Annotated in this window: 22 protein-coding genes; 11 read left to right on the forward strand and 11 right to left on the reverse strand. The window is 67.9% G+C overall.

Annotation, left to right across the window (positions count from 1 at the left end; translation table 11 throughout):
- Position 1 precedes the first annotated feature (1 nt).
- The 4 genes from ACZLZQ_RS20105 to rnhA all read left to right on the forward strand — a co-directional run bounded on the left by ACZLZQ_RS20105 (position 2) and on the right by rnhA (position 3,361).
- On the forward strand, positions 2-790 hold the full coding sequence (locus ACZLZQ_RS20105) for an SURF1 family protein (protein WP_472950880.1): 789 nt from the start codon (positions 2-4) through the stop codon (positions 788-790).
- A 76-nt stretch (positions 791-866) separates the two neighbouring features.
- Entirely contained in the window at positions 867-1,910 is a 1,044-nt protein-coding gene (ispH, locus tag ACZLZQ_RS20110; protein ID WP_472950881.1) for a 4-hydroxy-3-methylbut-2-enyl diphosphate reductase, read from the forward strand.
- A 3-nt stretch (positions 1,911-1,913) separates the two neighbouring features.
- Positions 1,914-2,894, forward strand: a complete 981-nt coding sequence (locus ACZLZQ_RS20115) for a homoserine kinase (RefSeq protein ID WP_472950882.1) — start codon at positions 1,914-1,916, stop codon at positions 2,892-2,894.
- Positions 2,891-3,361 carry a ribonuclease HI gene (gene rnhA, locus ACZLZQ_RS20120; protein ID WP_472950883.1) on the forward strand — a complete coding sequence of 157 codons (471 nt, stop codon included), beginning with the start codon at positions 2,891-2,893 and terminating at the stop codon, positions 3,359-3,361. Before ACZLZQ_RS20115 ends, rnhA begins: the two co-directional genes overlap by 4 nt.
- 19 nt (positions 3,362-3,380) lie before the next feature.
- On the opposite strand, the gene ACZLZQ_RS20125 is transcribed toward rnhA, so the two are convergent.
- Both ACZLZQ_RS20125 and ACZLZQ_RS20130 read right to left on the reverse strand, forming a co-directional pair.
- On the reverse strand, positions 3,381-3,866 hold the full coding sequence (locus ACZLZQ_RS20125; protein WP_472934622.1) for a peroxiredoxin: 486 nt from the start codon (positions 3,864-3,866) through the stop codon (positions 3,381-3,383).
- 61 nt (positions 3,867-3,927) lie between these two features.
- A complete protein-coding gene (locus ACZLZQ_RS20130) occupies positions 3,928-4,791 on the reverse strand; it encodes a protein-disulfide reductase DsbD domain-containing protein (protein WP_472950884.1) in 864 nt (287 codons plus the stop codon).
- Between the two features lie 251 nt (positions 4,792-5,042).
- Here ACZLZQ_RS20130 and ACZLZQ_RS20135 point away from each other — a divergent pair, with 251 nt between their 5' ends.
- Positions 5,043-5,645, forward strand: a complete 603-nt coding sequence (locus ACZLZQ_RS20135) for a YqgE/AlgH family protein (protein ID WP_472934732.1) — start codon at positions 5,043-5,045, stop codon at positions 5,643-5,645.
- Positions 5,646-5,705: 60 nt separating this feature from the next.
- Here the strand turns inward: ACZLZQ_RS20135 and ACZLZQ_RS20140 are convergent, their stop codons facing one another.
- The 4 genes from ACZLZQ_RS20140 to thrC are packed head-to-tail and all read right to left on the reverse strand — an operon-like array spanning position 5,706 to position 12,024.
- Entirely contained in the window at positions 5,706-8,594 is a 2,889-nt protein-coding gene (locus ACZLZQ_RS20140) for an EAL domain-containing protein (protein ID WP_472934624.1), read from the reverse strand.
- Positions 8,595-8,645: 51 nt separating this feature from the next.
- Positions 8,646-9,290 carry a GNAT family N-acetyltransferase gene (locus ACZLZQ_RS20145; protein WP_472950885.1) on the reverse strand — a complete coding sequence of 215 codons (645 nt, stop codon included), beginning with the start codon at positions 9,288-9,290 and terminating at the stop codon, positions 8,646-8,648.
- Between the two features lie 8 nt (positions 9,291-9,298).
- On the reverse strand, positions 9,299-10,612 hold the full coding sequence (locus ACZLZQ_RS20150; RefSeq protein WP_472934733.1) for a M16 family metallopeptidase: 1,314 nt from the start codon (positions 10,610-10,612) through the stop codon (positions 9,299-9,301).
- Between the two features lie 2 nt (positions 10,613-10,614).
- On the reverse strand, positions 10,615-12,024 hold the full coding sequence (gene thrC, locus ACZLZQ_RS20155; protein ID WP_472950886.1) for a threonine synthase: 1,410 nt from the start codon (positions 12,022-12,024) through the stop codon (positions 10,615-10,617).
- Positions 12,025-12,157: 133 nt separating this feature from the next.
- On the opposite strand from thrC, the gene ACZLZQ_RS20160 reads away from it, so the two are divergent.
- Complete coding sequence (locus ACZLZQ_RS20160) at positions 12,158-12,688, forward strand: hypothetical protein (RefSeq protein WP_472950887.1); 531 nt, start codon at positions 12,158-12,160, stop codon at positions 12,686-12,688.
- 29 nt (positions 12,689-12,717) lie between these two features.
- Here the strand turns inward: ACZLZQ_RS20160 and ACZLZQ_RS20165 are convergent, their stop codons facing one another.
- From ACZLZQ_RS20165 to ACZLZQ_RS20175, 3 genes are all read right to left on the reverse strand, one after another.
- On the reverse strand, positions 12,718-13,341 hold the full coding sequence (locus ACZLZQ_RS20165) for a hypothetical protein (RefSeq protein ID WP_472950888.1): 624 nt from the start codon (positions 13,339-13,341) through the stop codon (positions 12,718-12,720).
- Entirely contained in the window at positions 13,341-13,568 is a 228-nt protein-coding gene (locus tag ACZLZQ_RS20170) for a DUF2188 domain-containing protein (protein WP_472950889.1), read from the reverse strand. Before ACZLZQ_RS20170 ends, ACZLZQ_RS20165 begins: the two co-directional genes overlap by 1 nt.
- Positions 13,569-13,629: 61 nt before the next feature.
- Positions 13,630-14,316: an HAD family hydrolase gene (locus ACZLZQ_RS20175; RefSeq protein ID WP_472934628.1), complete on the reverse strand. Its 687-nt coding sequence runs from the start codon at positions 14,314-14,316 to the stop codon at positions 13,630-13,632.
- A gap of 209 nt (positions 14,317-14,525) precedes the next feature.
- Here ACZLZQ_RS20175 and ACZLZQ_RS20180 point away from each other — a divergent pair, with 209 nt between their 5' ends.
- The gene (locus ACZLZQ_RS20180) at positions 14,526-15,671 is read left to right on the forward strand and encodes a site-specific DNA-methyltransferase (RefSeq protein ID WP_472950890.1); all 1,146 of its coding nucleotides are present in this window, start codon (positions 14,526-14,528) and stop codon (positions 15,669-15,671) included.
- 66 nt (positions 15,672-15,737) lie between these two features.
- Here ACZLZQ_RS20180 and ACZLZQ_RS20185 read toward each other — a convergent pair whose 3' ends face one another.
- Both ACZLZQ_RS20185 and mutY read right to left on the reverse strand, forming a co-directional pair.
- Positions 15,738-16,355, reverse strand: a complete 618-nt coding sequence (locus ACZLZQ_RS20185) for an HAD family hydrolase (protein WP_472950891.1) — start codon at positions 16,353-16,355, stop codon at positions 15,738-15,740.
- Entirely contained in the window at positions 16,352-17,506 is a 1,155-nt protein-coding gene (mutY, locus tag ACZLZQ_RS20190) for an A/G-specific adenine glycosylase (RefSeq protein WP_472950892.1), read from the reverse strand. Before mutY ends, ACZLZQ_RS20185 begins: the two co-directional genes overlap by 4 nt.
- Positions 17,507-18,010: 504 nt before the next feature.
- On the opposite strand from mutY, the gene ACZLZQ_RS20195 reads away from it, so the two are divergent.
- The 4 genes from ACZLZQ_RS20195 (at position 18,011) to ppdK (ending at position 23,658) form a co-directional block, all read left to right on the forward strand.
- The gene (locus tag ACZLZQ_RS20195; protein WP_472950893.1) at positions 18,011-19,336 is read left to right on the forward strand and encodes an O-antigen ligase family protein; all 1,326 of its coding nucleotides are present in this window, start codon (positions 18,011-18,013) and stop codon (positions 19,334-19,336) included.
- Complete coding sequence (locus ACZLZQ_RS20200; protein ID WP_472934633.1) at positions 19,333-19,842, forward strand: DUF721 domain-containing protein; 510 nt, start codon at positions 19,333-19,335, stop codon at positions 19,840-19,842. The genes ACZLZQ_RS20195 and ACZLZQ_RS20200 overlap by 4 nt, the downstream gene beginning before the upstream one ends.
- Positions 19,843-19,948: 106 nt before the next feature.
- Positions 19,949-20,761: a DsbA family protein gene (locus tag ACZLZQ_RS20205; RefSeq protein ID WP_472950894.1), complete on the forward strand. Its 813-nt coding sequence runs from the start codon at positions 19,949-19,951 to the stop codon at positions 20,759-20,761.
- 206 nt (positions 20,762-20,967) lie between these two features.
- The gene (gene ppdK / locus ACZLZQ_RS20210; protein ID WP_472950895.1) at positions 20,968-23,658 is read left to right on the forward strand and encodes a pyruvate, phosphate dikinase; all 2,691 of its coding nucleotides are present in this window, start codon (positions 20,968-20,970) and stop codon (positions 23,656-23,658) included.
- Positions 23,659-23,709 lie beyond the last annotated feature (51 nt).

A 23,709-nucleotide genomic window follows, 5' to 3' on the forward strand; every position in this document is an offset into this window, starting at 1 on the left:
CATGAGCATTTCCGACGCACCGCGACCGACCTCCGGTCCGCGCTTCTGGATCGGCGTCGTCATCTGTCTCGTCGCCATCGTGCTGCTTTGCGGCCTCGGGGCCTGGCAGCTGCAGCGCCTCGCCTGGAAGGAGACGCTGATCCAGCAGATCGACGAGCGCGTCCACTCCGCGCCAGCGCCGTTGGAGGAGATCGAGCAGATCTACGACAGCACCGCTGATGTCGAATACCGTCCCGTCGACGTCTCCGGCCGCTTCCAGCCCGGCGGCGAGCGCTTCTTCTTCACCACCTTCAACGGCGACAGCGGCTGGAACGTCTATGTCCCGCTGGAGCTGTCGGACGGTCGCCGGCTGTTCGTCAACCGCGGTTTCGTCCCCTATGACCTCAAGGACCCCGCCACCCGACCGCCGCTGCCGCAAGGCGATGTCGAGTTCACCGGCCTCGCCCGTAATCCCCTGTCGGAGAAGCCGGACAGCTGGCTGCCGGACAACAACCCGCAGCAGAACGCCTTCTTCTGGCGCAACATGCCGGAGATGGCGGCGGGGCTGCCGGCGGGCGGCGCGCTGCTGCCGTTCTTCGTCGACCATGGTCCGACACCGAAAGAGGCGGGCTACCCTGTCGGCGGCACGACGATCGTCGAGATCCCGAACAACCACCTGCAATACGCCTTTACCTGGTTCGGCCTGGCGCTGGTCCTGGCGGGTATGCTCGGGGCTTTCCTCTGGAAATCGGCCCGGCGCGGCAGGAGCGCGGTCGCACCACCGCGCGCCGGATCCCGCGCCAAGGGTTGACAGAGGGGGGCGCCATCCCTTCATTCGCGACAGAGCGATGCCGGGCATCTCGTGCCGGCCGCGAACGGAGAGCGCCTTGCTCCAGACCCTTGCCAAGCCCGATCTGACCATCCGCCTCTGCGAGCCGCGGGGCTTCTGCGCCGGCGTCGACCGGGCGATCCAGATCGTTGTGCTCGCGCTGAAGAAATACGGCGCCCCGGTCTATGTGCGCCACGAGATCGTGCACAACCGCTACGTGGTCGAGGGGCTGGAGACGCTCGGCGCCGTGTTCGTCAAGGAACTCGCCAACGTTCCCGACGACGGCCAGCCGGTGGTGTTCTCGGCCCATGGCGTGCCGAAGTCGGTGCCGGCCGAGGCGGCCTTGCGCGAACTCCTCTATCTCGACGCGACCTGCCCGCTGGTCTCGAAAGTGCACAAGCAGGCGATGCTGCACGTCCGTCGCGGCCGCCACGTGCTCCTGATCGGCCACAAGGGGCACCCGGAAGTGATCGGCACCATGGGGCAGCTGGCACCCGGCGAGGTGACGCTGGTCGAGACCGTGGAAGACGTCGCACGGTTGTCCCCGGCGGATCCCGCGGCGCTCGGCTTCGTGACGCAGACGACGCTCTCGGTCGACGATACCGCCGGCATCATCGCGGCGCTGAACGAGCGCTTCCCGGAAATGACGGCGCCGTCGTCGGAATCCATCTGCTACGCCACCACCAACCGGCAGGAAGCGGTGAAGGCTGCGGCCCCGGGGGCGGACGTGTTCCTGATCGTCGGCGCGCCGAACTCGTCGAACTCGATGCGGCTGGTGGAAGTCGCGACGCGGGCCGGCGCGATGGCGGGGCGCCTGGTCCAGCGCGCTACGGACATCCCTTGGGAGATCATCGGCGAGGGCGCGACCATCGCGATGTCGGCGGGCGCCTCGGCGCCGGAGATCGTCGTTGACGAGATCATCGACGCGTTTCGCGAGCGCTTCGAGGTGCGGATCGAGCTGGTGCGGACCGCCGAGGAGAACGAGAATTTTCCGGTAATGCGCAGCCTACGCGACACGCCGCTGACCTCGGCCGACATGGCCTTCGTCAACGGCGCCAACCGCCCGCTCGCCCCCGCCGGGGCGCTGAGCGAGGAAGCCTGAGCCATGGCCGTCTACACCGATGTCAGCGAGCCCGAACTCGCCGCTTTCCTCGCGCCGTACGGGCTCGGCGCGCTGCTCAGCTACAAGGGCATCGCCGAGGGCGTCGAGAACTCGAACTTCCTGGTGCACACCGAGACCGGCACCTTCATCCTGACGCTCTACGAGAAGCGCGTGGACAAGGGCGACTTGCCCTTCTTCATTGGGCTGATGGAGCATCTGGCGGCGCGGGGCCTTTCCTGTCCGCTGCCGGTGGAGACGAAGACCGGCGAGCGTCTCGGCGAGCTGGCGGGCCGTCCGGCCGCGGTCTTCACCTTTCTCGAGGGCATGTGGACCAGGCGGCCGAACGCCGGCCAGTGCCGCGAGGTCGGCGCCGCGCTGGCGGGGATGCACCGGAATGCCGCGGACTTCGGCCTGATCAGACCCAACGCGCTGTCGGTCTGCGCCTGGCGGCCGCTGGCGGAGGCTTGCGGACCGGATGCCGACAGCGTCGAGCCCGGCTTGGCCGCCGAGATCGCCGGCGACCTCGCTCGGCTCGAGGCGGCCTGGCCGACGCACCTGCCGACCGGCGTCATCCACGCCGATCTCTTCCAGGACAACGTCTTCTTCCTCGGTGGCAAGCTGTCGGGGCTCATCGACTTCTACTTCGCCTGCAATGACATCCTCGCCTACGACCTTGCCATCTGCCTCTGCGCCTGGTGCTTCGAGCAGGACGGCGCCTTCAACGTCACCAAGGGCAAGGCGATGATCGAGGGCTACCAGGCGGTGCGTCCGCTCTCAGCCGACGAGATCGCGGCGCTGCCGCTGCTGGCGCAAGGCGCGGCGATGCGCTTCCTGCTGACCCGGCTCTACGACTGGCTGAACGTGCCGGACGATTCCTTCGTGACGAAGAAGGATCCCCGCGAATACCTGCGCAAGCTGCGCTTCCACCGCGGCGTCTCCAGCGCCGCCGATTACGGCCTCACACTCGATAAGGTCCCGGCATGAGCGAAGACCGCGTCACCATCTTCACCGACGGCGCCTGCTCGGGCAATCCGGGGCCCGGCGGCTGGGGGGCGATCCTGCGCTTCGGCGGCACCGACAAGGAGCTGTCCGGCGGCGAGGCGATGACCACCAACAACCGCATGGAGCTGCTCGCCGCCATCGAGGCGCTGAACGCGCTGAAGCGCCCGGTGCCGGTCGATCTCCACTCGGACTCGCAGTATCTGCGCGATGGCATCACCAAGTGGATCCACGGCTGGAAGCGCAATGGCTGGAAGACCGCCGACAAGAAGCCGGTAAAGAACGCCGAGCTCTGGCAGGCGCTCGATGCCGCCCGGACCGTGCACGACGTCACCTTCCACTGGGTGAAGGGCCATGCCGGCCATCCCGAGAACGAACGCTGCGACGAACTCGCGCGGCTGGCGCTCGCACCGTTCAAGAAAAAGCCGGCGTTTCCGCCGGCTCCTCGATAAACAGCGACAGGCCTTTGATTCAGAGCTGCTCGAGCATCGCCCCGGCAGTCGACTTGTCGGCCTGGCCCGGTGAATCCTCGACGTTCAGCGACTTCACGACGCCGTCCTCGACCAGCATGGAATAGCGCTTCGAGCGCACGCCGAGGCCGGCGACGGCGAGGTCGGCGTCGAGGCCGACGGCCTTGGTGAACTCGGCATTGCCGTCGGCGAGGAAGAGGATCTTGCCGTCGGCCTCGTTCGCCTTGGACCAGGCGTTCATCACGAACACGTCGTTCACCGCGACGACGGCGATGGTGTCGACGCCCTTGGCGCGCAGCTCGTCGTTGAGCTCGAGATAGCCGGGCAGGTGGTTCATGCTGCAGGTCGGCGTGAAGGCGCCAGGCACCGCGAACAGCACTACCTTCTTGCCGTCGAAGATCTCGGACGTCGTGATGTTGGTCGGGCCGTCCTCGGTCCGGGTCTTCAGCGTGGCATTGGGCAGTTTCTCGCCGATGGTGATGGTCATGTCAGTCCCCGCTGTGGCGGCCGATGCCGCGAAAAGAACGATGCGCCGCCGTAGATAGCAGTCACGGCAAGGGAGTCGAGCCGTCCGGCGAGGCGGCGACCTTGAGCTCCCGCACCTCGGTCGAGGCGCTGCCAGCTGTCAGCACGGCATCGACGGTGAGGCCTTCCGCCGGAAGCCGCCGCGGCCGCGACAGGACGGGCAGGCTGAGGCGTGTGCCGGCGCCCTCCGCGGCGCGCTCCTCCGGTGGCCCGAACGACCAGCCGCGTGGTCCGGCGACGAAGAGATCAGAGGTCGCCGGGTCGAGCGGGGCAGCGGTGACAACGAGAAGGTGCGTGCCATCCGCCGTCAGCCGGGCGCCGACAATGCCGGTTCCCAGCGCGCTCGCCGGCGGGAGTGCGGCGAAGGCTTCGGCCACCGCACGGCCTGCCGCCGACGCCCCAACTGCCTGTGACATGACACTGGCAGGGACGCCGAGCGCCAGTTCCGCCTGGACGGGGATGCAGATCTTTTCGCAGACCCCCAGCATGATCTTCAGGCGGATGTCCGTCGCCTCGCCGGGGGCCGTCTGCGGCACGACGAAGGTGACCGCCATGTCGCCGGAATAGCCGTTCGACATGCCATAGCCGTCGCTGAAGCGGTGTGGCGCCGGGAAGCCGATCCGCGCCGGCCCGGTGTTGCGGCTCCCGGAGAAATCGAAACTCGGCGGGATCCCCGCCTCGCCGGGATCGCGCCAGTAGGTTTTCCACCCCGGCGCCAGATCGATGCGAAGGGCCACCCGGATCGTGCCGTCGGCCCGCGGCGTCTCGGCCACCAGCTGCAGGTTGACTTGGTCGCTCTCGAAGCGCGCCGCATCGGCGCGGGCGTCGACGGAGGCCAAGGCGATCGCCAGGAAGGCGCCAACGACGGCGCGGTGGGAAAGGATCATGCAGAGGTCTCCGGCACAGCGTCGGATCAGCTTCGTCCCGCGACAGCGTTGCGCGGGGGCGGCGTGGAGCGAGACGGGCATGCGCTGCACAGCCGGGGCGCCGCCTTCGGCCGCAACCTATCCCCTATGCGCCGCAACACCTAGCCGAAATCCCGCGCGCCCGCGGTCAAAGGCCCTTGATCTGCCGCATTCCTTTCTCCCCAATGGGGCTGCCCGCTGACACCGGTTGCAAGGATCCCTATCTCCTGCCGATGGACGCCATGAACGAAGCCGAAAACGACCAGCCTTCCCTCGAAGGGCACTTCCTCATCGCCATGCCGGGCATGCCGGACGAACGGTTCGCGCGCAGCGTGATCTACGTCTGCGCGCATTCGCCCAAAGGCGCGATGGGCTTCATCATCAACAAGCCGCAGGACATCAGTTTCGGCGCGCTGTTGACGCAGCTCGGCATCGTCGGCAACGAGGACGAGATCAGGCTGCCCGGCAAGGGGCGCGAAGTCTCGGTCTGCATGGGCGGGCCGGTCGAGAAGGGTCGCGGCTTCGTGCTGCACTCCGACGACTATGATTCCGAATCGACCGTCGCCGTCGCCGAGCACATCGCGTTGACGCCAACGCTCGATATCCTGAAGGCGATCTCCGCGGGCATCGGCCCGGCCACCGCGATCATGGCGCTCGGCTATGCCGGCTGGGGCGCCGGGCAGCTGGAGGAGGAGATCGCCGCCAATGGATGGCTCACCTGCGCGGCGGATCCGTCGGTGATGTTCGACCCGGTCCTCGACGGCAAGTACAACCGCGCGCTCGGCCTCCTCGGTGTCGACCCGGCCTTCCTCAACAGCGAAGCCGGCCACGCTTGAACGACTGGGCGTCTCGGCGCCGCTTTTTCCGGCCGTCGGACAGGCTGGCGGCGAGGGCGCTCACCCCGCCCGCTTCAGACCCATCTGCTTGTCCTGCAGCCGGCGCCGCGCCGCCTCGGCCGTAAGCGGCGGCGAGAACATGTAGCTCTGCGCGAACTCGCAGTGGAGTTGGCGCAGCCGCAGCGCGTCCTCGTCGGTCTCGACGCCTTCCGCTACCACCGCCAGCCCAAGATCGTGCGCCATGGTGACGATCGACTGCAGGATGATCGGCCGCTGCGGCTGGCCGTCGTCCTTCAGGAAGGACTGGTCGATCTTCAGCGTGTCGAAGGGGAAGCGCAGGAGATAGGACAGCGAGGAGTGGCCGGTGCCGAAATCGTCGAGCGACAGCCCGACGCCCATTTCCCGCAACTTCTCGAGGAGTTTCGCCGAGCGCTCGGGATTGTCCATCACCAGGGATTCGGTGATCTCGAGCTTCAGCGAGCGCGGCGGCAGCTGGTAGCGGTCGAGCACGTTGCGCACGTCCGTCAAAAGGTCCTGGCGGATCAGCTGCCGGCTGGAAATGTTCACCGACATGGTCAGCGCGTCGTCGCCGGTCAGCTTGTGCCAGTCGGACAGGCGCCGCCCGGCCTCCTCCAGCGCGAACTGGCCGATCTGCACGATCAGGCCCGAGCTCTCGGCGACCGGAATGAACTCGGCCGGGGAGATCGTGCCGCGCTTAGGATGTTCCCAGCGCATCAGCGCCTCGAAGCCGGCGATCTCTCCGTCCTCCAGCCGCACGATCGGCTGGAAGGCCAGCGACAGCTCGTTGCGCGAGAAGGCACGGCGGAGATCCGACTCCAGCTCCAGCCGGCCGGAACCGACGGTCTTGTAGGCCGGGCGGAACGGCTCGATGCGGTCGCCGCCGAAGCGCTTTGCCTGATACATGGCCAGCTCGGCTTCCTTCAGGATCTCCTCGGAATTGGCGTTCTCGGTCCAGCCGGTAAGGCCGATCGAGCCGGTGAGGATGATCTCGCGACCGGCAAAGGCGATCGGCGCCTTGATTGCCTCGCGCAGGCTCTCGGCGAAGGCAACGATGGCGGCGACGTCTGTCTCGGAGATCAGAATCAGGCCGAACTGGTCGCCGGAAAGACGGGCCAGCGAATCCTGCGGCTTCAGGACGCGCTTCAGCCGGCGCCCGACGGTGAGGAGGATGGTGTCGCCGGTGGCGATGCCGAGGTCGTCGTTGACCTGCTTGAACCGGTCGATGTCGATGACGAAGACGCTCGGGCGCACGTCGGCATGGCTGGCGGCGAGGATGCCGATGGAATCCAGCCGGTCGATGAACAGCTCGCGGTTGGGCAGGCCCGTCAGCTGGTCGTGCAGCGCGTCGTGCAGCAGGCGTTCCTCGGCCTTCTTGCGTTCGGTGACGTCCTTCAGCGTGCCGACGCAGCGCACCACCTCGCCGTCGGTGCCGAGCACCGGGCGGGCGCGTAGCGACACCCAGTGATAGTGCCCCTCGCGCCCGCGGACCCGGAAATCCTGCGAGATGCGGCCGCGCCGGTGTTCCAGGATGGTGTCGAGCGTCAGCTTGAAGCGGTCGCGGTCGTCGGCGTGAAGGATCGGCAGCCAGTCGCGGGCCGGGCCGTTCATGGTGGCGAAGGGGAGGCCGATCAGGCTGTCGCCGTCGGCGCCGGCAAAAATCCGGTCGCGCGTGACGTCCCAGTCCCAGATCGCGTCGCCGGTGCCGGCCAACGCCAGCGCGCGGCGCTCCATGTCGGAGATCGCGCCGCCGACGAAACCGCCGCCGGCAAAGGCGTGCTGCATCACCGTGAAGCCGATCAGCAGCACGATCAGCACGAGGCCGCCGCCGAGCGCCGGCTGGATGACGTCGTTCACCAACTGGCCGGTGACCGTCAGCCAGCCGCCGAACAGCCAGACGATGACGAGGCACCAGGTCGGGATCAGCATGATCGCGCGGTCGAAGCCGAGCCAGGAGAGGTAGAGGATGAGGCAGAGGCCGATGCCGGCAGTGGCGACCAGCGAGAGGCGGGCGAGACCCGCGGCGATCTGCGGGTCGAAGGCTGCCGCGCCGCCGAGGCCGAGGAGGCCCACCAGCCAGAACAGCGTGAAGGCGGAGAGGATGCCGTGCCAACGGTTAAGGTTGAGGTAGGCGTAGAGGAAGACCACCAGCGTGAAGGCCAGCGCCACCTCGGTGCCGGCGCGCCAGACGCGCTCCTGGCCGGGCAGGATCGGCACCAGCTTCTGCCAGAAGTCGAAGTCGATGCAGATATAGGCGAGCACCGCCCAGGCGAGCGCGGCGGTGGCCGGGAACATCGCCGAGCCCTTCACCACGAAGAGGATGGTCAGGAACACCGCGAGGAGGCCAGCGATGCCGAGCACGATGCCGCGGTAGAGCGTGTAGGCGTTGATCGTGTCCTTGTAGGCGTTCGGCTCCCAGAGGCGGATCTCCGGCAGGTCCTTCGAAGCCATCTCGGCGACGAAGGTGATGACCGAGCCGGGATCGAGCGTCACCAGGAAGACGTCGGCCTCCGAGCTCGGCTGGCGCTCGAGGCCAAAGCCCTCCGAGGGCGTGATCGAGGCGATCCGCTGCGAGCCAAGGTCCGGCCAGACGATGCCGGAACCGGCGAGCTTAAAGTTCGGCGCGACGACCAGCCGGTCGATCTGCACGTCAGTGTTGTTGGCCAGCGCGAACACCGCCCAGTCGCCGGACGAGTTGGGCGCGTTCGCTTCCACCTCGATGCGCCTGACAATGCCGTCGGCACCCGGCACGGTCGAGACCTGGAAGCTGGCGCCGCGGTCGCGGTAGATGTCGACCGCCGGCGCGAGGTCGATGGCGACGTCGTCACGCGAGATCCCGACCGGCTCCAGCGCCAGCGCTGGCATGGCCAGCACGACGAGGGCGACGAGCGCGCAGGCGAGACGGACGAGGAGGCGAGCAGGCTGAAGCATTGTGCAATGGGGACCATGGTCGGCGCGTCCGGGGTGGCTGCGCTGAATGTTTCATCGTGCCGAAGCGGCGTCTTTTCCTGCTGCGGCAGAATCGGTGCTGCTCGTGGCCCCAGATCGCGTCCAATCTTCGGCGAGAAGCGAGTAGAGGTAGTGGTCCTCCCAGGACCCGGCGATTTTCAGGTAGTTTCGCAGATAGCCTTCCCGGCGGAAACCGGATTTTTCGAGCAACCCTATCGACCGGGCATTGCTCGGCAGGCAAGCGGCCTCGATCCGGTGCAGGGACTCGACGTCGAACACGAAAGGCTTCAGCACCTCGACCGCCCGCGACATGATGCCGGCTCCCGCATGCGCCTCCCCCATCCAGTAGCCGAGCGTGCAACACTGGGCGACGCCGCGCCGGATCAAGCCGATGGTGACGCCACCGTAAAGCCTGCGGCCATCGGGGTCGAAGACGAAGAAGGTGTAGCCCGATCGCTCCCGGGCATCCTGGCGATAGCGCAGGAGGCGGATGCGATAGGCCCGCCGGGTCAGCTCGTCGGCGGACCAGGACGGCTCCCACGGTGTCAGGAACCTGCGGCTCGCGGCGCGCAGGTCCCGCCACGCTTCGTAATCCCCAGCTTTCGGCAGGCGCAGCAGGATGCCCTCGCCGCGGAGGACCGGGAGACCTGCCTGGAAGAACGCGTCGAGGAGCCGCATGGCCGCGGCTAGTGGTGCGCGGCGGCCCGCAACCCTGGCGCCGCCGTGCCGCCGGCCAGCTGCGCGCCGATCTCCTCGATGCTGGCGAGCTGGCCGACCGGGCCAATGGCCGCCAGCGTCGGCACCTTGCCGACGAAAGTGCGCTCGGCAAGTTCCGCCAGGCGCGGCGCGGTGATCGCCGACAGCCGGTCCATCAGCTCGGTGTTGGAGATCGTCGCGCCGTTGAACAGCAGCTGGCGGGCGATCTGGCCGGCGCGCGAGGCGGGGCTTTCCTGGCTCATCATCAGGCTGGCGCGCATCTGGGCGCGGGCGCGGGTCACCTCGTCCTCGTGAATACCCTCGGCGGCCTTCATCAGCTCGTTGATGATCACCGGCGCCAGCTCCTTCAGCTCCTCCTCGCCGGTCGCCGCATGGACGCCGAAGATGCCGGAGTCCGAGAAGCTCCAGTGGAAGGCGTAGATCGCGTAGCAGAGTCCGCGGGTCTCGCGGATCTCCTGGAACAGGCGCGAGGACATGCCGCCGCCGAGGATCAGCGACAGCACCTGGCTGGCGTAGAAGTCACGGGCGTAATAGGGCCGTCCCTCGAAGCCCAGCACCATCTGCGCGTCCATCAGGTCGCGCGGCTGGCGGAAATCGCCGCCGGTATAGGCGGCGAGCGGCCGGTCCGGCATGCCCGAGGGCTCGACCACCGGGCCGGAGGTGCCGAAGGCCTCGGAGACGCGGCGCACGATATCCTCGTGCGAGACGGCGCCCGCCGCCGACACCACCATCTTGTCCGGCGAATAGTGCTTGGCGAGGTAGGTCCGGAGGCTGGCGGGCGTAAAGCTCTTGACCGTCTGCCGGGTGCCGAGGATTGGCCGGCCGATGATCTGGTTGCGGAACGCCGTCTCCTGGAAATGGTCGAAGACGATGTCGTCCGGCGTGTCCTCGGCGGCGCCGATCTCCTGCAGGATCACCTGCTGCTCGCGCTCGAGCTCGGCCTCGTCAAAGTTGGAATCGATCAGGATGTCGGTGAGGATGTCCATCGCCAGTGGCACGTCGTCCTTCAGGACGCGGGCATAGTAGGACGTGGTCTCGACCGAGGTCGCGGCGTTCAGCTCGCCGCCGACGTCCTCGATCTGCTCGGCGATCTGCCGGGCGGTGCGGGTCGAGGTGCCCTTGAAGGCCATGTGCTCGAGAAGATGGGCAAGGCCGTGCTCGTTCTCCGTCTCGTCGCGGGCGCCTGCCTTGACCCAGATGCCGAGCGCCGCGCTTTCGAGGTGCGGCATCGTCTCCGTCGCCACCGTGATGCCGTTCGAAAGCTTGGTGATCTCGACATTCATGCTCATGCTGCAGCTCCGGTCCGGACAGCGCGGCTGCGCTCGGCGATGTACGTCTCGATGGCGGTGAGGTCGTTCGGCACGGCGTCGAACTTCTCGACGCGCCGCATCAGGTCGCCGTGGCTCGGCGGCAAAGGCGGGGTGAAACCGCAGGCGGCTTCCACAGCGGCCGGAAACTTAGCGGGATGGGCGGTGCCGAGGGTGATCATCGGGCTGTCACCGATGCGGCCGTCCGCGACCTTGACGCCGACGGCGGTGTGCGGGTCGAGCAGATAGGCGGAGGTGCCGAAATAGCCTCGGATGGTCTCGGCCGTTTCGGCATCATTGGTCCGGTCGGCTTCGAACTCGGCGCGGATGGCGGAAAGCGTCGCCTCCGGCAGATCGAAGGCGCCGGACTGGCTGAGCTGCTGCATCAGACGGCGCAGGCTGTCCGAGTCGCGGCCGCCGGCCTCGAACAGCAAGCGCTCGAAGTTGGAGGAGATCTGGATGTCCATCGAGGGCGACGTCGTCGCATGCACCCCGGTCATCTCGTAGCGGCCGGTCGCCAATGTCCGGGCGAGGATATCGTTCTCGTTCGTCGCAATCACCAGCTGGTCGATTGGCAAGCCCATGCGCTTGGCGGCATAGCCGGCGAAGATGTCGCCGAAATTGCCGGTCGGCACCGTGAAGGACACTTTCTGGTCCGGGCTGCCGAGGCTGGCGGCAGCGGTGAAGTAGTAGACGATCTGGGCCATGATGCGCGCCCAGTTGATTGAGTTGACGCCGGAGAGCTGCGTCGACGCGCGGAACTTCGCGTCGTTGAACATGCCCTTCACCAGCGCCTGGCAGTCGTCGAACGTGCCGTCGATCGCCACCGCATGGACATTGCCGGCGCCCGACGTCGTCATCTGCCGCTGCTGGACCGGGGAGACGCGGCCTTTCGGGAAGAGGATGAAGATGTCGGTGCGCTCGCTTGCCGAAAACGCCGCGATCGCCGCGCCACCGGTGTCGCCCGACGTCGCGCCGACGATGGTCGCCCGGTTGCCGCGCTCCTTCAGCACATGGTCCATCAGCCGCGCGAGCAGCTGCATGGCGACGTCCTTGAAGGCGAGCGTCGGACCATGGAAGAGCTCAAGGACGAAATGCCGGTCGCCGATCTGCACCAGCGGCGCAACGGCGGGGTGGCGGAAGGTCGCATAGGCGTCGTCCACCATCGCCTTCAGCGCGGGCTGCGGGATGTCGCTGCCGACGAAGGGGCTGAGGATGCGCAGCGCCACCTCGGCATAGGGCCGTCCGCGGAACGATCGGATCTCGTCCGCCGAAAACTGCGGCCAGGTCTCGGGAACATAGAGGCCGCCATCGGTGGCCAGTCCCGCCAGGAGCACGTCGGCGAAGCCGAGGGTGGGCGCCTCGCCCCGCGAGCTGACATATTTCACGTGGTCTTCACTCCCCGCCGCCGCGCCAATCCTTTGGATCGTCGCGGGGCCATCTCGATTTTGTCGCGCCCGTCGCCTAAAGCGCAAAGGGCTGATATAGAACGGCGCGCCATAATAAGGGAAGAACCGACGGATGGATATGTTCAACGCCGCCCGGATCACCGCACTTCTTGGCGCAGCTGCGCTGGTGTCCGCCTGTGCCTCGACCAAGGACGACGCGCCGCTGGTGCCGCCGCCGGCCAGCATGAATGCCGCCGCTTCCGACGGCACCATTCCCGACTATTGTCCGCGGGTCTCGCTGCGCGAAGGCACCGCGATCCTGCGCAAGGGCGACGGCGCGGCGCTGCAATATGTCGCGTCGATCACCTCCACCACCCGCGACTGCCGGATCGTCGACGGTCAGCTGCGGATGAAGATCGGCGTCGCCGGTCGCGTCGTGCCCGGGCCTGCCGCCAAAGCAGGCGAGGTCGGCTTGCCGATCCGCGTCGTCGTCGTCCGCGGCACCGAGGTGCTCTACTCGCAAATCGGATCGCGCGCCGTCACGGTCAAGCCCGGCGGCGGCGCCGAGCCGTTCGTCTACGTCGACCAGTCGGTCGCCGTGCCCGAGCCGACCGAGAAGGACATCACCGTCTATGCCGGCTTCGACGAAGGCCCGAAGAAGTGACAACGCGCCTTTCAGGGCAGGTCTGGTCTTCAGTTTAGGCGCTTCCAGCCTGACATATCGTCGATCAACTCGACGATGGGCTGTCGCAGGATGTCGCGGCTGGAGTAGCCGCGAAGCGACAGCGCATCATAGTTGTCGGTGGTGAAGTCGTTGAAGCGGTTATAGATCGTCGCCGGTCCCGGAGCTCGAAGCTGTGCTTCGGCATTCAGCCAGTTCCGGACCACGGCGGACGCCTCGATGGGGTCGTTGCCGTGGACCGCGATGTCCGAGTTGGACATGTCGGAAATGGCCGCTTGGTAGCGAAACCGCTCGGCTTCCAGGATCAGGCACTTCTTTCCGGACCACTGGCCTCCCTTGAACAGCCGGCAGCCGATGTCGATGCCAAGTTCTAGCGGCATGTTGAGCCGGAAGTATTCGCCGACTTCGGCGGCCTGCAGCCGGGAAAGGTCGTGAATGGCATATTTGCAGGATTCGATGAGGCCGATGATCTTCTCGATCCGCGGCCGACCTGAATCGAGGCTTTCGAGGGCCAAGCGCGGGTAAAGGCCAAGGTCGATGATGGTGAAGAGGATCGGCCGAAGCAGCAGCATGTAAGGTTCGTCGAACGGGCAGTTGATGAAGACGCTGGTCTCAAATCCCTCGTCCCGTCGCATCAGCGCTGCTGCGAACCGGCATCGACCCCGAAGTTGATTTTCTGCTGGATGCTGCCATCGCGTTGATGAACGTAAAGTTCGGTCCGCTCGCGTCTGGCCACGTCGGTCGCGTAGGTCACCGCATCCGCCTGTGTCCTGAAGACCTTGCCGGAGCGCGCCGCACCGTATCGGCGGACGCCCCAGCCCCCGTCGCGGGTCGCTACCACATGCCGTGAATTCTTCGCCATCGGCCGTCTCCGCGTGCACTCGCTGCAGCGTACTATGCCGGCTTCGAACAGGGAATGGGCGTCAGACGGCGTCCCAGGCTGCCATCGCCTCGACCACCGCCGGATAGTCCTGCAGGCGGGCGATGACGGTTTCGGCGCCGGCTTCGCTCAGTGCCTCGGCGTGGCCGGGATAGCTGTGGCTGCCGCCGGTGAAGCCGACGACGCGGCAGCCGGCGGCGACGCCGGCCGCCACCCCGTGCACGGAATCTTCGAGCACGATGGCGCTGGCGGGGGCGACGCCGAACTCGGCGCAGGCGTAGAGGTAGACGTCGGGCGCCGGCTTGCCCTTCTTGCTGCCGACCTCGCGCGCGGCGTAGACATAGGGCTTGAACCGGTCCCAGAGCTTCAGCGGCGTCAGCGACAGTTCCAGCCGCGCCGAGGACGAGTTCGAGCAGATGCAGCGCGGCAGATCGATGGCGTCGAGCATTTGCTGGACACCGGCGATCGCCTCAAGGTCGCGGCCGAGCCGGACGTCGGTCTCCTTCTCCACCCGGTCGGCGAACTCCTCGGCGAAGCGGATGCCGGTCTCCTCGCTCACCAGTTCGAGGATGCGCGGCAGCGTGAGGCCGGCAAAGCGCTCGGCCAGTTCCTCGGCGGAGATCTCATAGCCGACCTCGGCAAACATCTCGGCCTCGATGCGCGCGGCGATGATCTCGGAGTCGACGAGAACGCCGTCACAGTCGAAAATGGCGAGGGCGAGGGCGGGCATGGTTACTCCGGCGTCTGTGTCTGGGGCGTCTGTGTCTGGAATTTTCGGATCTGCAGGCCGCGGCACTATCGCGTCGCACCTGTCCTGTCGAGGGCGCGGCTGCCATGCGCTGGCGGCGCGGCGGCCGAATTCGCGCGCTGCTTCATCGATTGTTTACGCTGTTCGGTAACCATGCCGTTGGTAATTGTTCTGCGTAACCGGTGAGAAAAATGGCAAAAGCGCGTCCTCTGACGACTTCCGAGCTGGGCTTCGATCCCGTTGCCGCCAAGGCCACCTGGCTCGACACGATCATCAAGGGGGACTGCATCTCCCGCATGGAGTCGCTCCCGGCCGGCTCGGTCGACGTGATCTTCGCCGATCCGCCCTACAACCTGCAGCTCGGCGGCGACCTGCACCGGCCGGACCAGTCGAAGGTCGACGCCGTCGACGACGAGTGGGACCAGTTCGAGAGTTTTGCCGCCTACGACAACTTCACCCGCGCCTGGCTGCTGGCAGCACGTCGCCTGTTGAAGCCGAACGGCACGATCTGGGTGATCGGCTCCTACCACAACATCTTCCGCGTCGGCTCGATCGTCCAGGATCTCGGCTTCTGGATGCTGAACGACGTCGTCTGGCGCAAGGCCAACCCGATGCCGAATTTCCGCGGCCGGCGGTTCCAGAACGCGCATGAGACGATGATCTGGGCCTCGCGCGACAGACACGCCAAGGCCTACACTTTCAACTACGATGCCATGAAGGCGGCGAACGACGACCTGCAGATGCGCTCGGACTGGCTGTTCCCGATCTGCTCGGGCGGCGAGCGGCTGAAGGACGAGGCGGGCCGCAAGGCGCACCCGACCCAGAAGCCGGAAGCGTTGCTGGCCCGCGTGCTTTTGTCCTCGACCAAGCCCGGCGACGTCGTGCTCGACCCGTTCTTCGGCACCGGCACCACCGGCGCGGTCGCCAAGCGCCTCGGCCGGCACTTCGTCGGGATCGAGCGCGATGACGCCTATATCGAGGCGGCCCAAGCGCGCATCGACGCCGTCGAGCCGCTCGACCTGCGCGCGCTGCAGGCGGTCACCTCCAAGCGCGCCGAGCCGCGGGTGCCGTTCAACAGCCTGATCGAGGCCGGCCTCGTCGCGCCCGGCGCCGAGCTGACGGATTCCAAGGGCCGCTGGGTCGCCAACGTCCGGGCCGACGGCACCATCGCCATCGGCGATCACGCCGCCTCGATTCACCGCCTCGGCGCCCAGGTGCAAGGGCTCGACGCCTGCAATGGCTGGACGTTCTGGCATGTGCGCCACGGCAAGACGCTGCGGGTCATCGACGAGCTGCGCCAGGAAATCCGCGACCGTATGGCGGCCGTCAGCGCCTGATCGTCGAAGGTCGGCCGCGCGAACGGCGGCCTTCGCCGCTCGCGCGGCTGCGGCTGATCCTGAGGCTCAGCCGTTCGCGGGGACGTTGATCCCGAAGTCGGCGAGATCGCGCCGCAGCTGCTCGGCATTCTGAAAATGGATGGCCTGCCAGCCGGCGGCGCGTGCGCCTTGGACGTTAACCAGGCTGTCGTCGATGAACAGGCTGCGCGCGGGATCGAGCGCGAAGCGCTCCGCATGGTGGGCGTAGATCGCCGGATCGGGCTTCACGAGGCCGATCTCGCCCGACATGGTGACGCCGCGGGCCTCCTTGAGGAAGCCGTAGATCCCTTGCGCCTCGCGAAACGTGTCCGCGGCGAAATTCGTCAGCAGCGTCACGTCGCGGCCCTCAGTGAGGAGGGCGCGCAGGATCGCCACCGTGTCTTCGTAGGCATGCGGCACCATGGCGGTCCAGTGCCGGCGGTAGCTGCGGATGAGCTCCGCCTTCTCGGGATGAAGCGCGATCAGCTGGTCTTCCGCTTCAAGCCACGGCCGGCCGCGGTCCTGTTCGAGGTTCCAGGCCGAGTTGCAGACCTCCGAGAGGAAATGCGCACGCTCCACCTTGTCCGGGATGAGGTCGAGGAAAGGCCTTTCCGGATCCCAGTGGATCAGCACGCGGCCGATGTCGAAGACGATGTGGCCGATCATGTCGTTCTCTTCCGTTTCGGCTTTTCGGGTTCCTGCGCGAGGGCGTCCGGCGCAGCGAGCGCGATCGCCTTCTTCATGAGGGTCGGCAAGGCCTCGCCGGGCAGCCGGTTCGGTCCCGCCCACCAGCCTTCGGTTCCGGGGTCGCTCGTGAGCGTCGCGCGCCAGACTTCCAGCGTCAGGGTGAAATGGGTGAAGACGTGGACGACGGCCCCGGCGGGCGCCCACGCCGCCTTGAACGGCGCCGCGTCAGCGCCGATCGCGCCGTCCCGGCCGACGCGCCAGTCCGTCGTCGGCGGCTCGGCCATGCCGCCGAGCATGCCGCTCTCCGGCCGGCGCCGCAGCCAGACGGCGCCGTCTCTTTCGCGCACCGCGACGAAAGCCGCGCCGCGGCGCTCCGGCTTGGCGCGCTTTGCCGCCTTCACCGGGAAACTCTCCATCGTCCCGTCCTGCCGTGCCTGACAGTCGGCCGAGATCGGGCAGAGGACGCAGGCCGGACGCTTCGGCGTGCAGATCGTCGCGCCGAGGTCCATCATGGCCTGCGCGAAATCGCCCGGCCGGCCCGCCGGTGTCAGCGCCTGCATCTGCCGGCGGATCTCGTCGCGGCCGGCGGGGAGGGGCGTCGCGATCTTGAACAGCCGGCTGACGACGCGCTCGATATTGCCGTCGACCACGGCGATCTTTTCGCCAAAGGCGATCGCCGCGACCGCCGCCGAGGTGTAGTCGCCGATCCCCGGCAGGGTTCGCAAGCCCTCCGCCGTCTCGGGAAAACGCGAGCCGTGCAAGGCCACCACCGCCTTGGCGCAAGCGTGGAGGTTGCGGGCGCGCGCGTAGTAGCCGAGCCCTGCCCAGGCGCCCATCACCGCCTCGGTCGGCGCATCCGCGAGCGCGTCCACGTCGGGCCATTGCTGCACGAACCGCTCGAAATAGGCGATGACGGTCGCCACCGTCGTCTGCTGCAGCATGATCTCCGACAGCCAGACCCGGTAGGCATCGGCCCGCTCCCCGCGCTGGCCGTCCGCCGGACTGACGCGCCAGGGCAGGACCCGCGCATGCCGGTCGTACCAGGCGAGCAGATGTGCCGAGGCCGCGGGCTCGGCGCCGTCGGGAGCCCTGGCGGAAGGTCCCGCGGGGAGGGAGGCCTTGACTTTCATGGCGTAACCATCGCACGCAAAAGGAATGCCGGCGGCGCGGCATAGGGGGTTGGACGAAGGCTTTAAGCGAGGGGCACCGCCTTGTCTTCCTCGAAACGGCTCCTGAAACGATCCATCAAGCGTTGCACGCTAACGTCACGGCGAAACCGGCGAAGCGGGCAGCATCGAACCGGCAAGAAGATGGGTGATGCCGCGACCTGGCGGGGCCACTCCTCCCGCACAGTACCACCGGAAGGGCGCCGCGCGGCCATCGCAAGGCTCGACGCCGCGGTCCTTGCCATAAAGAAGGCGTCAAGCTGGTCCTCCAAGTCCGCCGGGATGGACAAGGGTTTCAATTCTCGTGCTGCGGTGGAATTTTCCTGGAATGAATGATGTGAGCTACCCGATGTCGATCGAGCAAGCCGTCCATGTCGCTGTCGGGGCGCAGGCGTGAGGGCTGTCGAGCCGCTGTCTGCACCGGACCTGTCGCGGAGGGCTGTGCCCAGCCTCATCGCCGGAGCCCCGGTGGCGCCAGTCGTCGGCCTGTCGCCTTTCGAGCGGGCACGGGCTTTCGTCCTGAACCGCGATCCCGTCAGGCTCGGACGGCGCAACCGGCTGTCGAACTTTACCCTGTACTTCTTGGCCGCAGCCGGCGGCTCCGGCGCCTCGGTGATCGGCGGCCTCCTCGGCGTCTGGGCCTTGCTGTCGATCCTGCTACGGCGGTTTGCGCTGAAGCTTCAGCCGTCCGACCGTCCGATTGTCTACGCCTCGCTGCTGTTCTTCGTGGTGATCTCCGCCTCGGAGTTGTTCCACGACCGCCGGCCGAGCGCGCTGCTCGATGTCGCGGCCTTGCTGCCCTTCGTCATCCCCCTCTTCCTCGTGCCGCGCATGCGGCACTCGCAGTTCGCCGACACGCTGCCGCCCGCCTTCTTCGGGGCGGTTGTCGGCGGCGCGGTGCTTTTGCCCATCGTGCTCGTCGAATACGCCCTCGGCTCGCCGCGGGTGCAGGCCCTTGCCGGCAATCCGGGGCCGTTGTCGGTGACCTCGCTGCTCTGTGCCGGCTGGGCCATCCTCTCGGTGTCGCGCACGCAAAGCGGCTGGCGCCTGCTGCTGACGCTCTGCGGCGTGCTGGGAGCCTGCGTCGCGGTGATCCTCTCCGGCATGCGCGGCGCCTGGCCGCTGCTGCCGGTCTGCGTCGGCATTGCCATCTTCGCGCAGCGGCGGGAGTTCGCAGCGCTCTGGCGTGCGGCGTCCGGACGCCTGCGCGCGGCCGTGCTTCTGCTGTTCGGCGCCATCGCGGCGGCCGTCGTGGTCGTCGCCTTGCCGGTGATCCACAGCCGGATCGGGCAGATGTGGGCCGATCTCGGGCTGATCGCGGCCAATGCCGAGACCCCGACCTCGCTGAACCTGCGCAAGGAAATGTATGGCGCGGCGGTCCGGGCGATCGAGGCGCAGCCTTGGTTCGGCTACGGTTCCGAGAACCATTGGGCGGCGGTGACGCCCTATCTCAACCGCACGACCTTCGAGGGGCTGACCTTCTCGCATTTCCACAACATCTTCCTGACCGTCGGGGTCGATGCCGGCCTGATCGGCATCGCCGCGCTGATCCTGATGATCCTGTCGCCGCTCTACGTCGCCTGGCGCGCCCGCTTCACGCTCGGCGGCGGTCGCCGGCTGGCGGCGGCACTCATCCTGTTCGTCGCCTTCGTCGGCGCGGGCATGACCAACATCATGCTGTTCCACGACATTCTCGATGCCGTCTGGGTGTTTTCGCTGGCGCTGATCGCGGCCTCTGTGCCGGCGCAGACGGGCGGCGGTTCACCCCGCGCAGCGGCGCTGGACCGGCGATGAAGAAGCCCTGGGTCAGCTATGGCGCCAAGCCGGTCGGCGACCTCGCCTCGGCGCTGCTCGACCCGGTGCTGGCGCGCAAGGCCGGCATGACCACCGGGCTGATCGCCGCCTGGCCGGATCTCGTCGGCACCCGCCTCGTCGGCGTCTGCCGGCCGGAGAAGCTGGTCTGGCCGCCGCGGCGCAACGAGGACGATCCTTTCGAGCCAGCGACGCTCGTCGTCGCCTGCGAGGGCGCCTCGGTGCTACGGCTGCAGCACCAGACCTCCGAGCTCGTCGGCCGGGTCAACGCCTTCTTCGGCTATCCCGCCGTCGCCCGGATGAAGATCGTCCAGAAGGCGGTGGCCGGCGGGCGGCCCAACCGCAAGCCGAAGCTGCGTCCGCTGCAGCCCGGCGAGGCCGAAGGCATTGCGGAGATGACCAGCCGGATCGAGGATCCAAAGCTCAAGGCAGCGCTCGCGGCCTTCGGCGACAGCGTGCTGCGCCGACTGCCCGTGACCAAACGGTAAGCCCGGCTCACGCCAACGTCTATTGGCTTTGCCACAATCTCTTTCTATGCAGCATGTACACCAGGGGCAGGCAGGGCCGGCCGGCACGAGAGACGGGAAAACAACGATGCGCACACTCATTCGCAACGACGCCAGGTCCATCGCGCGCACGTCGGTGCTGCTCGCGGCGGGCGCCGCCATGCTGGCGATCGCCGGCTGCTCCGGCGAGGAGACCGCCTCGACCAACGTCGTCTCCACCGCGCAGGCGCAGGAAACCACTCCTGCAGCGCCGGCCGCAACGCCGGTGCCGGGCGCGGCGACCTCGCCCGCCGCAACCCCGGCCGCGCCGGCGGCCCCGCAGGCCGCCGCCGTCGAAGCGCCCGCGCCACAAGGCACCGTCGATGTCGCCAAGCTGATGGCGCCAGGCAGCCTGCCCGACGTCGTCATCGGCGACGCCAACGCGCCGGTGACCATTGTCGAATACGCCTCGATGACCTGCAGCCATTGCGCCGACTTCGCCGTCAACATCTGGCCGACGGTGAAGAGGGACTACATCGACACCGGCAAGGCCAAGCTGATCCTGCGCGAGTTCCCGTTTGATCCGCGCGCCGTCGCCGCCTTCATGCTCGCCCGCTGCGCCCCCGACGACCGCCGCACCGCCATGGTCGACGTGCTCTTCCACCAGCAGGAGCAGTGGGCCCGCGCCCAGAACGCATCGGAAGCCCTCCTCGGCATCGCCAAGCTCGCCGGCTTCACCCAGGAGACCTTCGCCGCTTGCCTCAACGACAAGGCGCTGCAGGAGAAGGTCGTCGAGATGCAGAAGCGCGGCGAGACCGACTTCGGCGTCAACGCCACGCCCACCTTCTTCATCAACGGCGCGAAATATCCGGGCGCCATGAGCGCCGCAGAATTTGGCGCCATCATCGCCGCGGCGAAGTAAGCGGCACAGCCGCCTTCTATCAAGCCGGCGGATATCCGAGACACTGCATCGCGTCCGGTCGGCGCGGTGCGGCTCTTCAGAACAAGCCCTCCGCTTCTTTTTGCGTCGCAACAATTGGCGGGCCCGCCGATTTCCCGTAAGTGTTTGATGACCTGCCCATTTGAAGGCGGGGCACAGCGAATCTGGGAAGCACGCGGCACCGTCCGATGGCCAAACGAGTCCACACCTTCAAGCGCGGCGCGGCCGAGCGCACGGCCGACGCCTTCGAGGCGCTCGGCGCCAAGGGCGCGAACCTTGCGCTGCTCGCCTCGCTCGACCTGCCGGTCCCGCCCGGCTTTACAATCACCTCGACCGCCTGGCGCGAGGCCTCGGCCGGGCAAGGCAGCCTGCCGCAAGCGCTGCGCTCGGAAATCACCGCGGCCGTCGAATGGCTGGAAGCTTCGAGCGACCGCCGCTTCGACGATGCGGAGCGGCCGCTGCTGCTCGCCGTGCGCACCAGCTCGCGCACCGCCATTCCCGGCCTTGCCGACACGGTGCTCGACGTCGGCATGAACGACCGCACGGTCGAGGTGCTGAGCGCCGAGCTCGAGGATCTCGACTTCGCCTTCCGCAGCTACCGGCGCTTCATCGAATCCTTCGCGGTCCTCGTCTACAGCGTCGAGCCCGGCGATTTCGAGGATCTCGCTGATGCTGAGCGGGTGAATGCCGCCTGGCCCGGGCACGAGCCCGGCAGCGCTGAGCAGTGGCGCGCGCTGATCGCCCGTTACCTCGCCTTCATCGAGGACGAGATCGGCGAGACCTTGCCGCAGACCCCGGTCGAGCAGCTGTTCAAGGTGGTCGAGGCGAGCTTCGCCAGTTGGCGCAACCCGCTCGCGCGTGCCTTCCGCGTGCTGCACGGCATTGCCGAGAATGCCGGCCTTGCCGTCACCGTGCACGCGATGATCTTCAACGAGCGCGACGAGAATTCTGGTACCGGCAAGGCGCTGTCGCGCGATCCTCAGACCGGCCAGTCGCGCCTCACCGGCGAGTTTGGCCTCGGCGGCCGCGAGCGCAGCGACATCGGCCACCGGGTCGAGCGCTGGCGGCTGGAGGCGTTGCTCGACAGCCATGCTGCTGCGCTGCCGCACGGCTTTCCGGGCGATCTCGGCGCGCTTGCCGACCATGTCCGCCGGCTGGAGGCGCATGTCGGCGACGCCGTCGAGGTCGACTTCATGGTCGGCGACAGCGAGCTCTTCCTCCTGCAGTCGCGGGTCGCCAAGCGCACGGCCGCCGAGGCGGTCCGCATCGCCGTCGAGCTGGTGCGCGAGGGGCTGATCGAGGAGGAGGAGGCGATCCTCAGGATCGACCCGGCCTCGCTCGACCAGTTGTTGCACGCAACGATCGTACACAATCCCGACCACGTCATCATCGCCCGCGGCATGCCGGCCTCGCCGGGCGCGGCGACGGGAGAGATCGTCTTCACCTCCGAGCGCGCCCAGCAGCTCGCCGGCGAGGGGCGGCCGGTGATCCTCGTGCGCAACGAGACGCATCCGGAGGACATCCACGGCATGCACGTCGCCGAGGGCGTCCTGACGGTGCGCGGCGGCACGACGAGCCATGCCGCCGTCGTCGCCCGCGGCATCGGCAAGCCTTGCGTCACCGGCGCCGGCTCGCTGCGGATCGACGCCGAGGCCGGTGCGCTGAAGGCCGGCGGCCTGACGCTGCGGGCCGGTGACCAGATCACCATCGACGGCACCTCCGGCGAGGTGATCGAGGGCTCGGCGCGGCTGAAGCGGCCGGTGCTCTCCGGCGATTTCGCGACCCTGATGCAATACGCTGACCGGGCCCGCCGGATGGGCGTTCGCACCAATGCGGAGACGCCGATCGAGGCGCGCGCCGCCCGCTCCTTCGGCGCCGAGGGCATCGGCCTCTGCCGCACCGAGCACATGTTCTTCGACGGTGATCGAATCCGCTTCATGCGCGAGATGATACTCGCCCCCGACGAGGAGGGGCGCCGTGCGGCGCTCGAGCACCTGCTGCCGATCCAGCGCTCGGACTTCGTCGAGCTGTTCGAGATCATGGCCGGCCAGCCGGTGACGATCCGCTTGCTCGACCCGCCGCTGCACGAGTTCCTGCCCAAAAGCGAGGCGGAGATCGCCGAGACCGCCTTGCAGATGGGGATCGAGGAGCGGGTGCTGCGCGAGCGCATCGAGAAGCTGCAGGAGATCAACCCCATGCTCGGCCACCGCGGCTGCCGCCTCGCCATCTCCTATCCAGAGATCGTCGAGGTGCAGGCGCGCGCGATCTTCGAGGCGGCGATCGAGGCCGGCGAGCGGGCCGGCGAGGCGGTGGTGCCGGAGATCATGGTGCCGCTGGTCGGCCTTCGCAAAGAGCTCGATTTCGTCAAGCAGTTGATCGACGAGGTCGCCGAGGAGGTCGCGATCGAGCGCGGCAAGCGCGTGAACTATCTCGTCGGCACGATGATCGAGCTGCCGCGCGCCATCGTGCGGGCCGATACCATCGCCGAGGTCGCCGACTTCTTCTCGTTCGGCACCAACGACCTAACGCAGACCGTGTTCGGCATTTCGCGCGACGACAGCGCCAACTTCCTGTCGACCTACGAGCGCAAGGGGATCATCGAGCGCGATCCGTTCCAGTCGATCGACGTCGAGGGCGTCGGCGAGCTTATCGCCATGGCGGTGGAGAAGGCGCGGCGCACCCGGCCGGACATCTCGCTCGGGGTCTGCGGCGAACAGGGCGGCGACCCCGCCTCGATCACCTTCTTCGAGCAGGTCGGCCTCGACTACGTCTCCTGCTCGCCCTTCCGCGTGCCGATCGCCCGGCTTGCGGCAGCGCAAGCGGCGATCCGCGCGACGCGCGCCTTGCGCGGCCCGGCCAAGGGGCGCGGGCGGGGATAGGGGAGGCGCCGCCCTCGTCCAGACCTTTGAAGCGCTCCGGCCCTTCGGCCG

This window comes from Mesocryomonas lacus, from assembly GCF_055730105.2.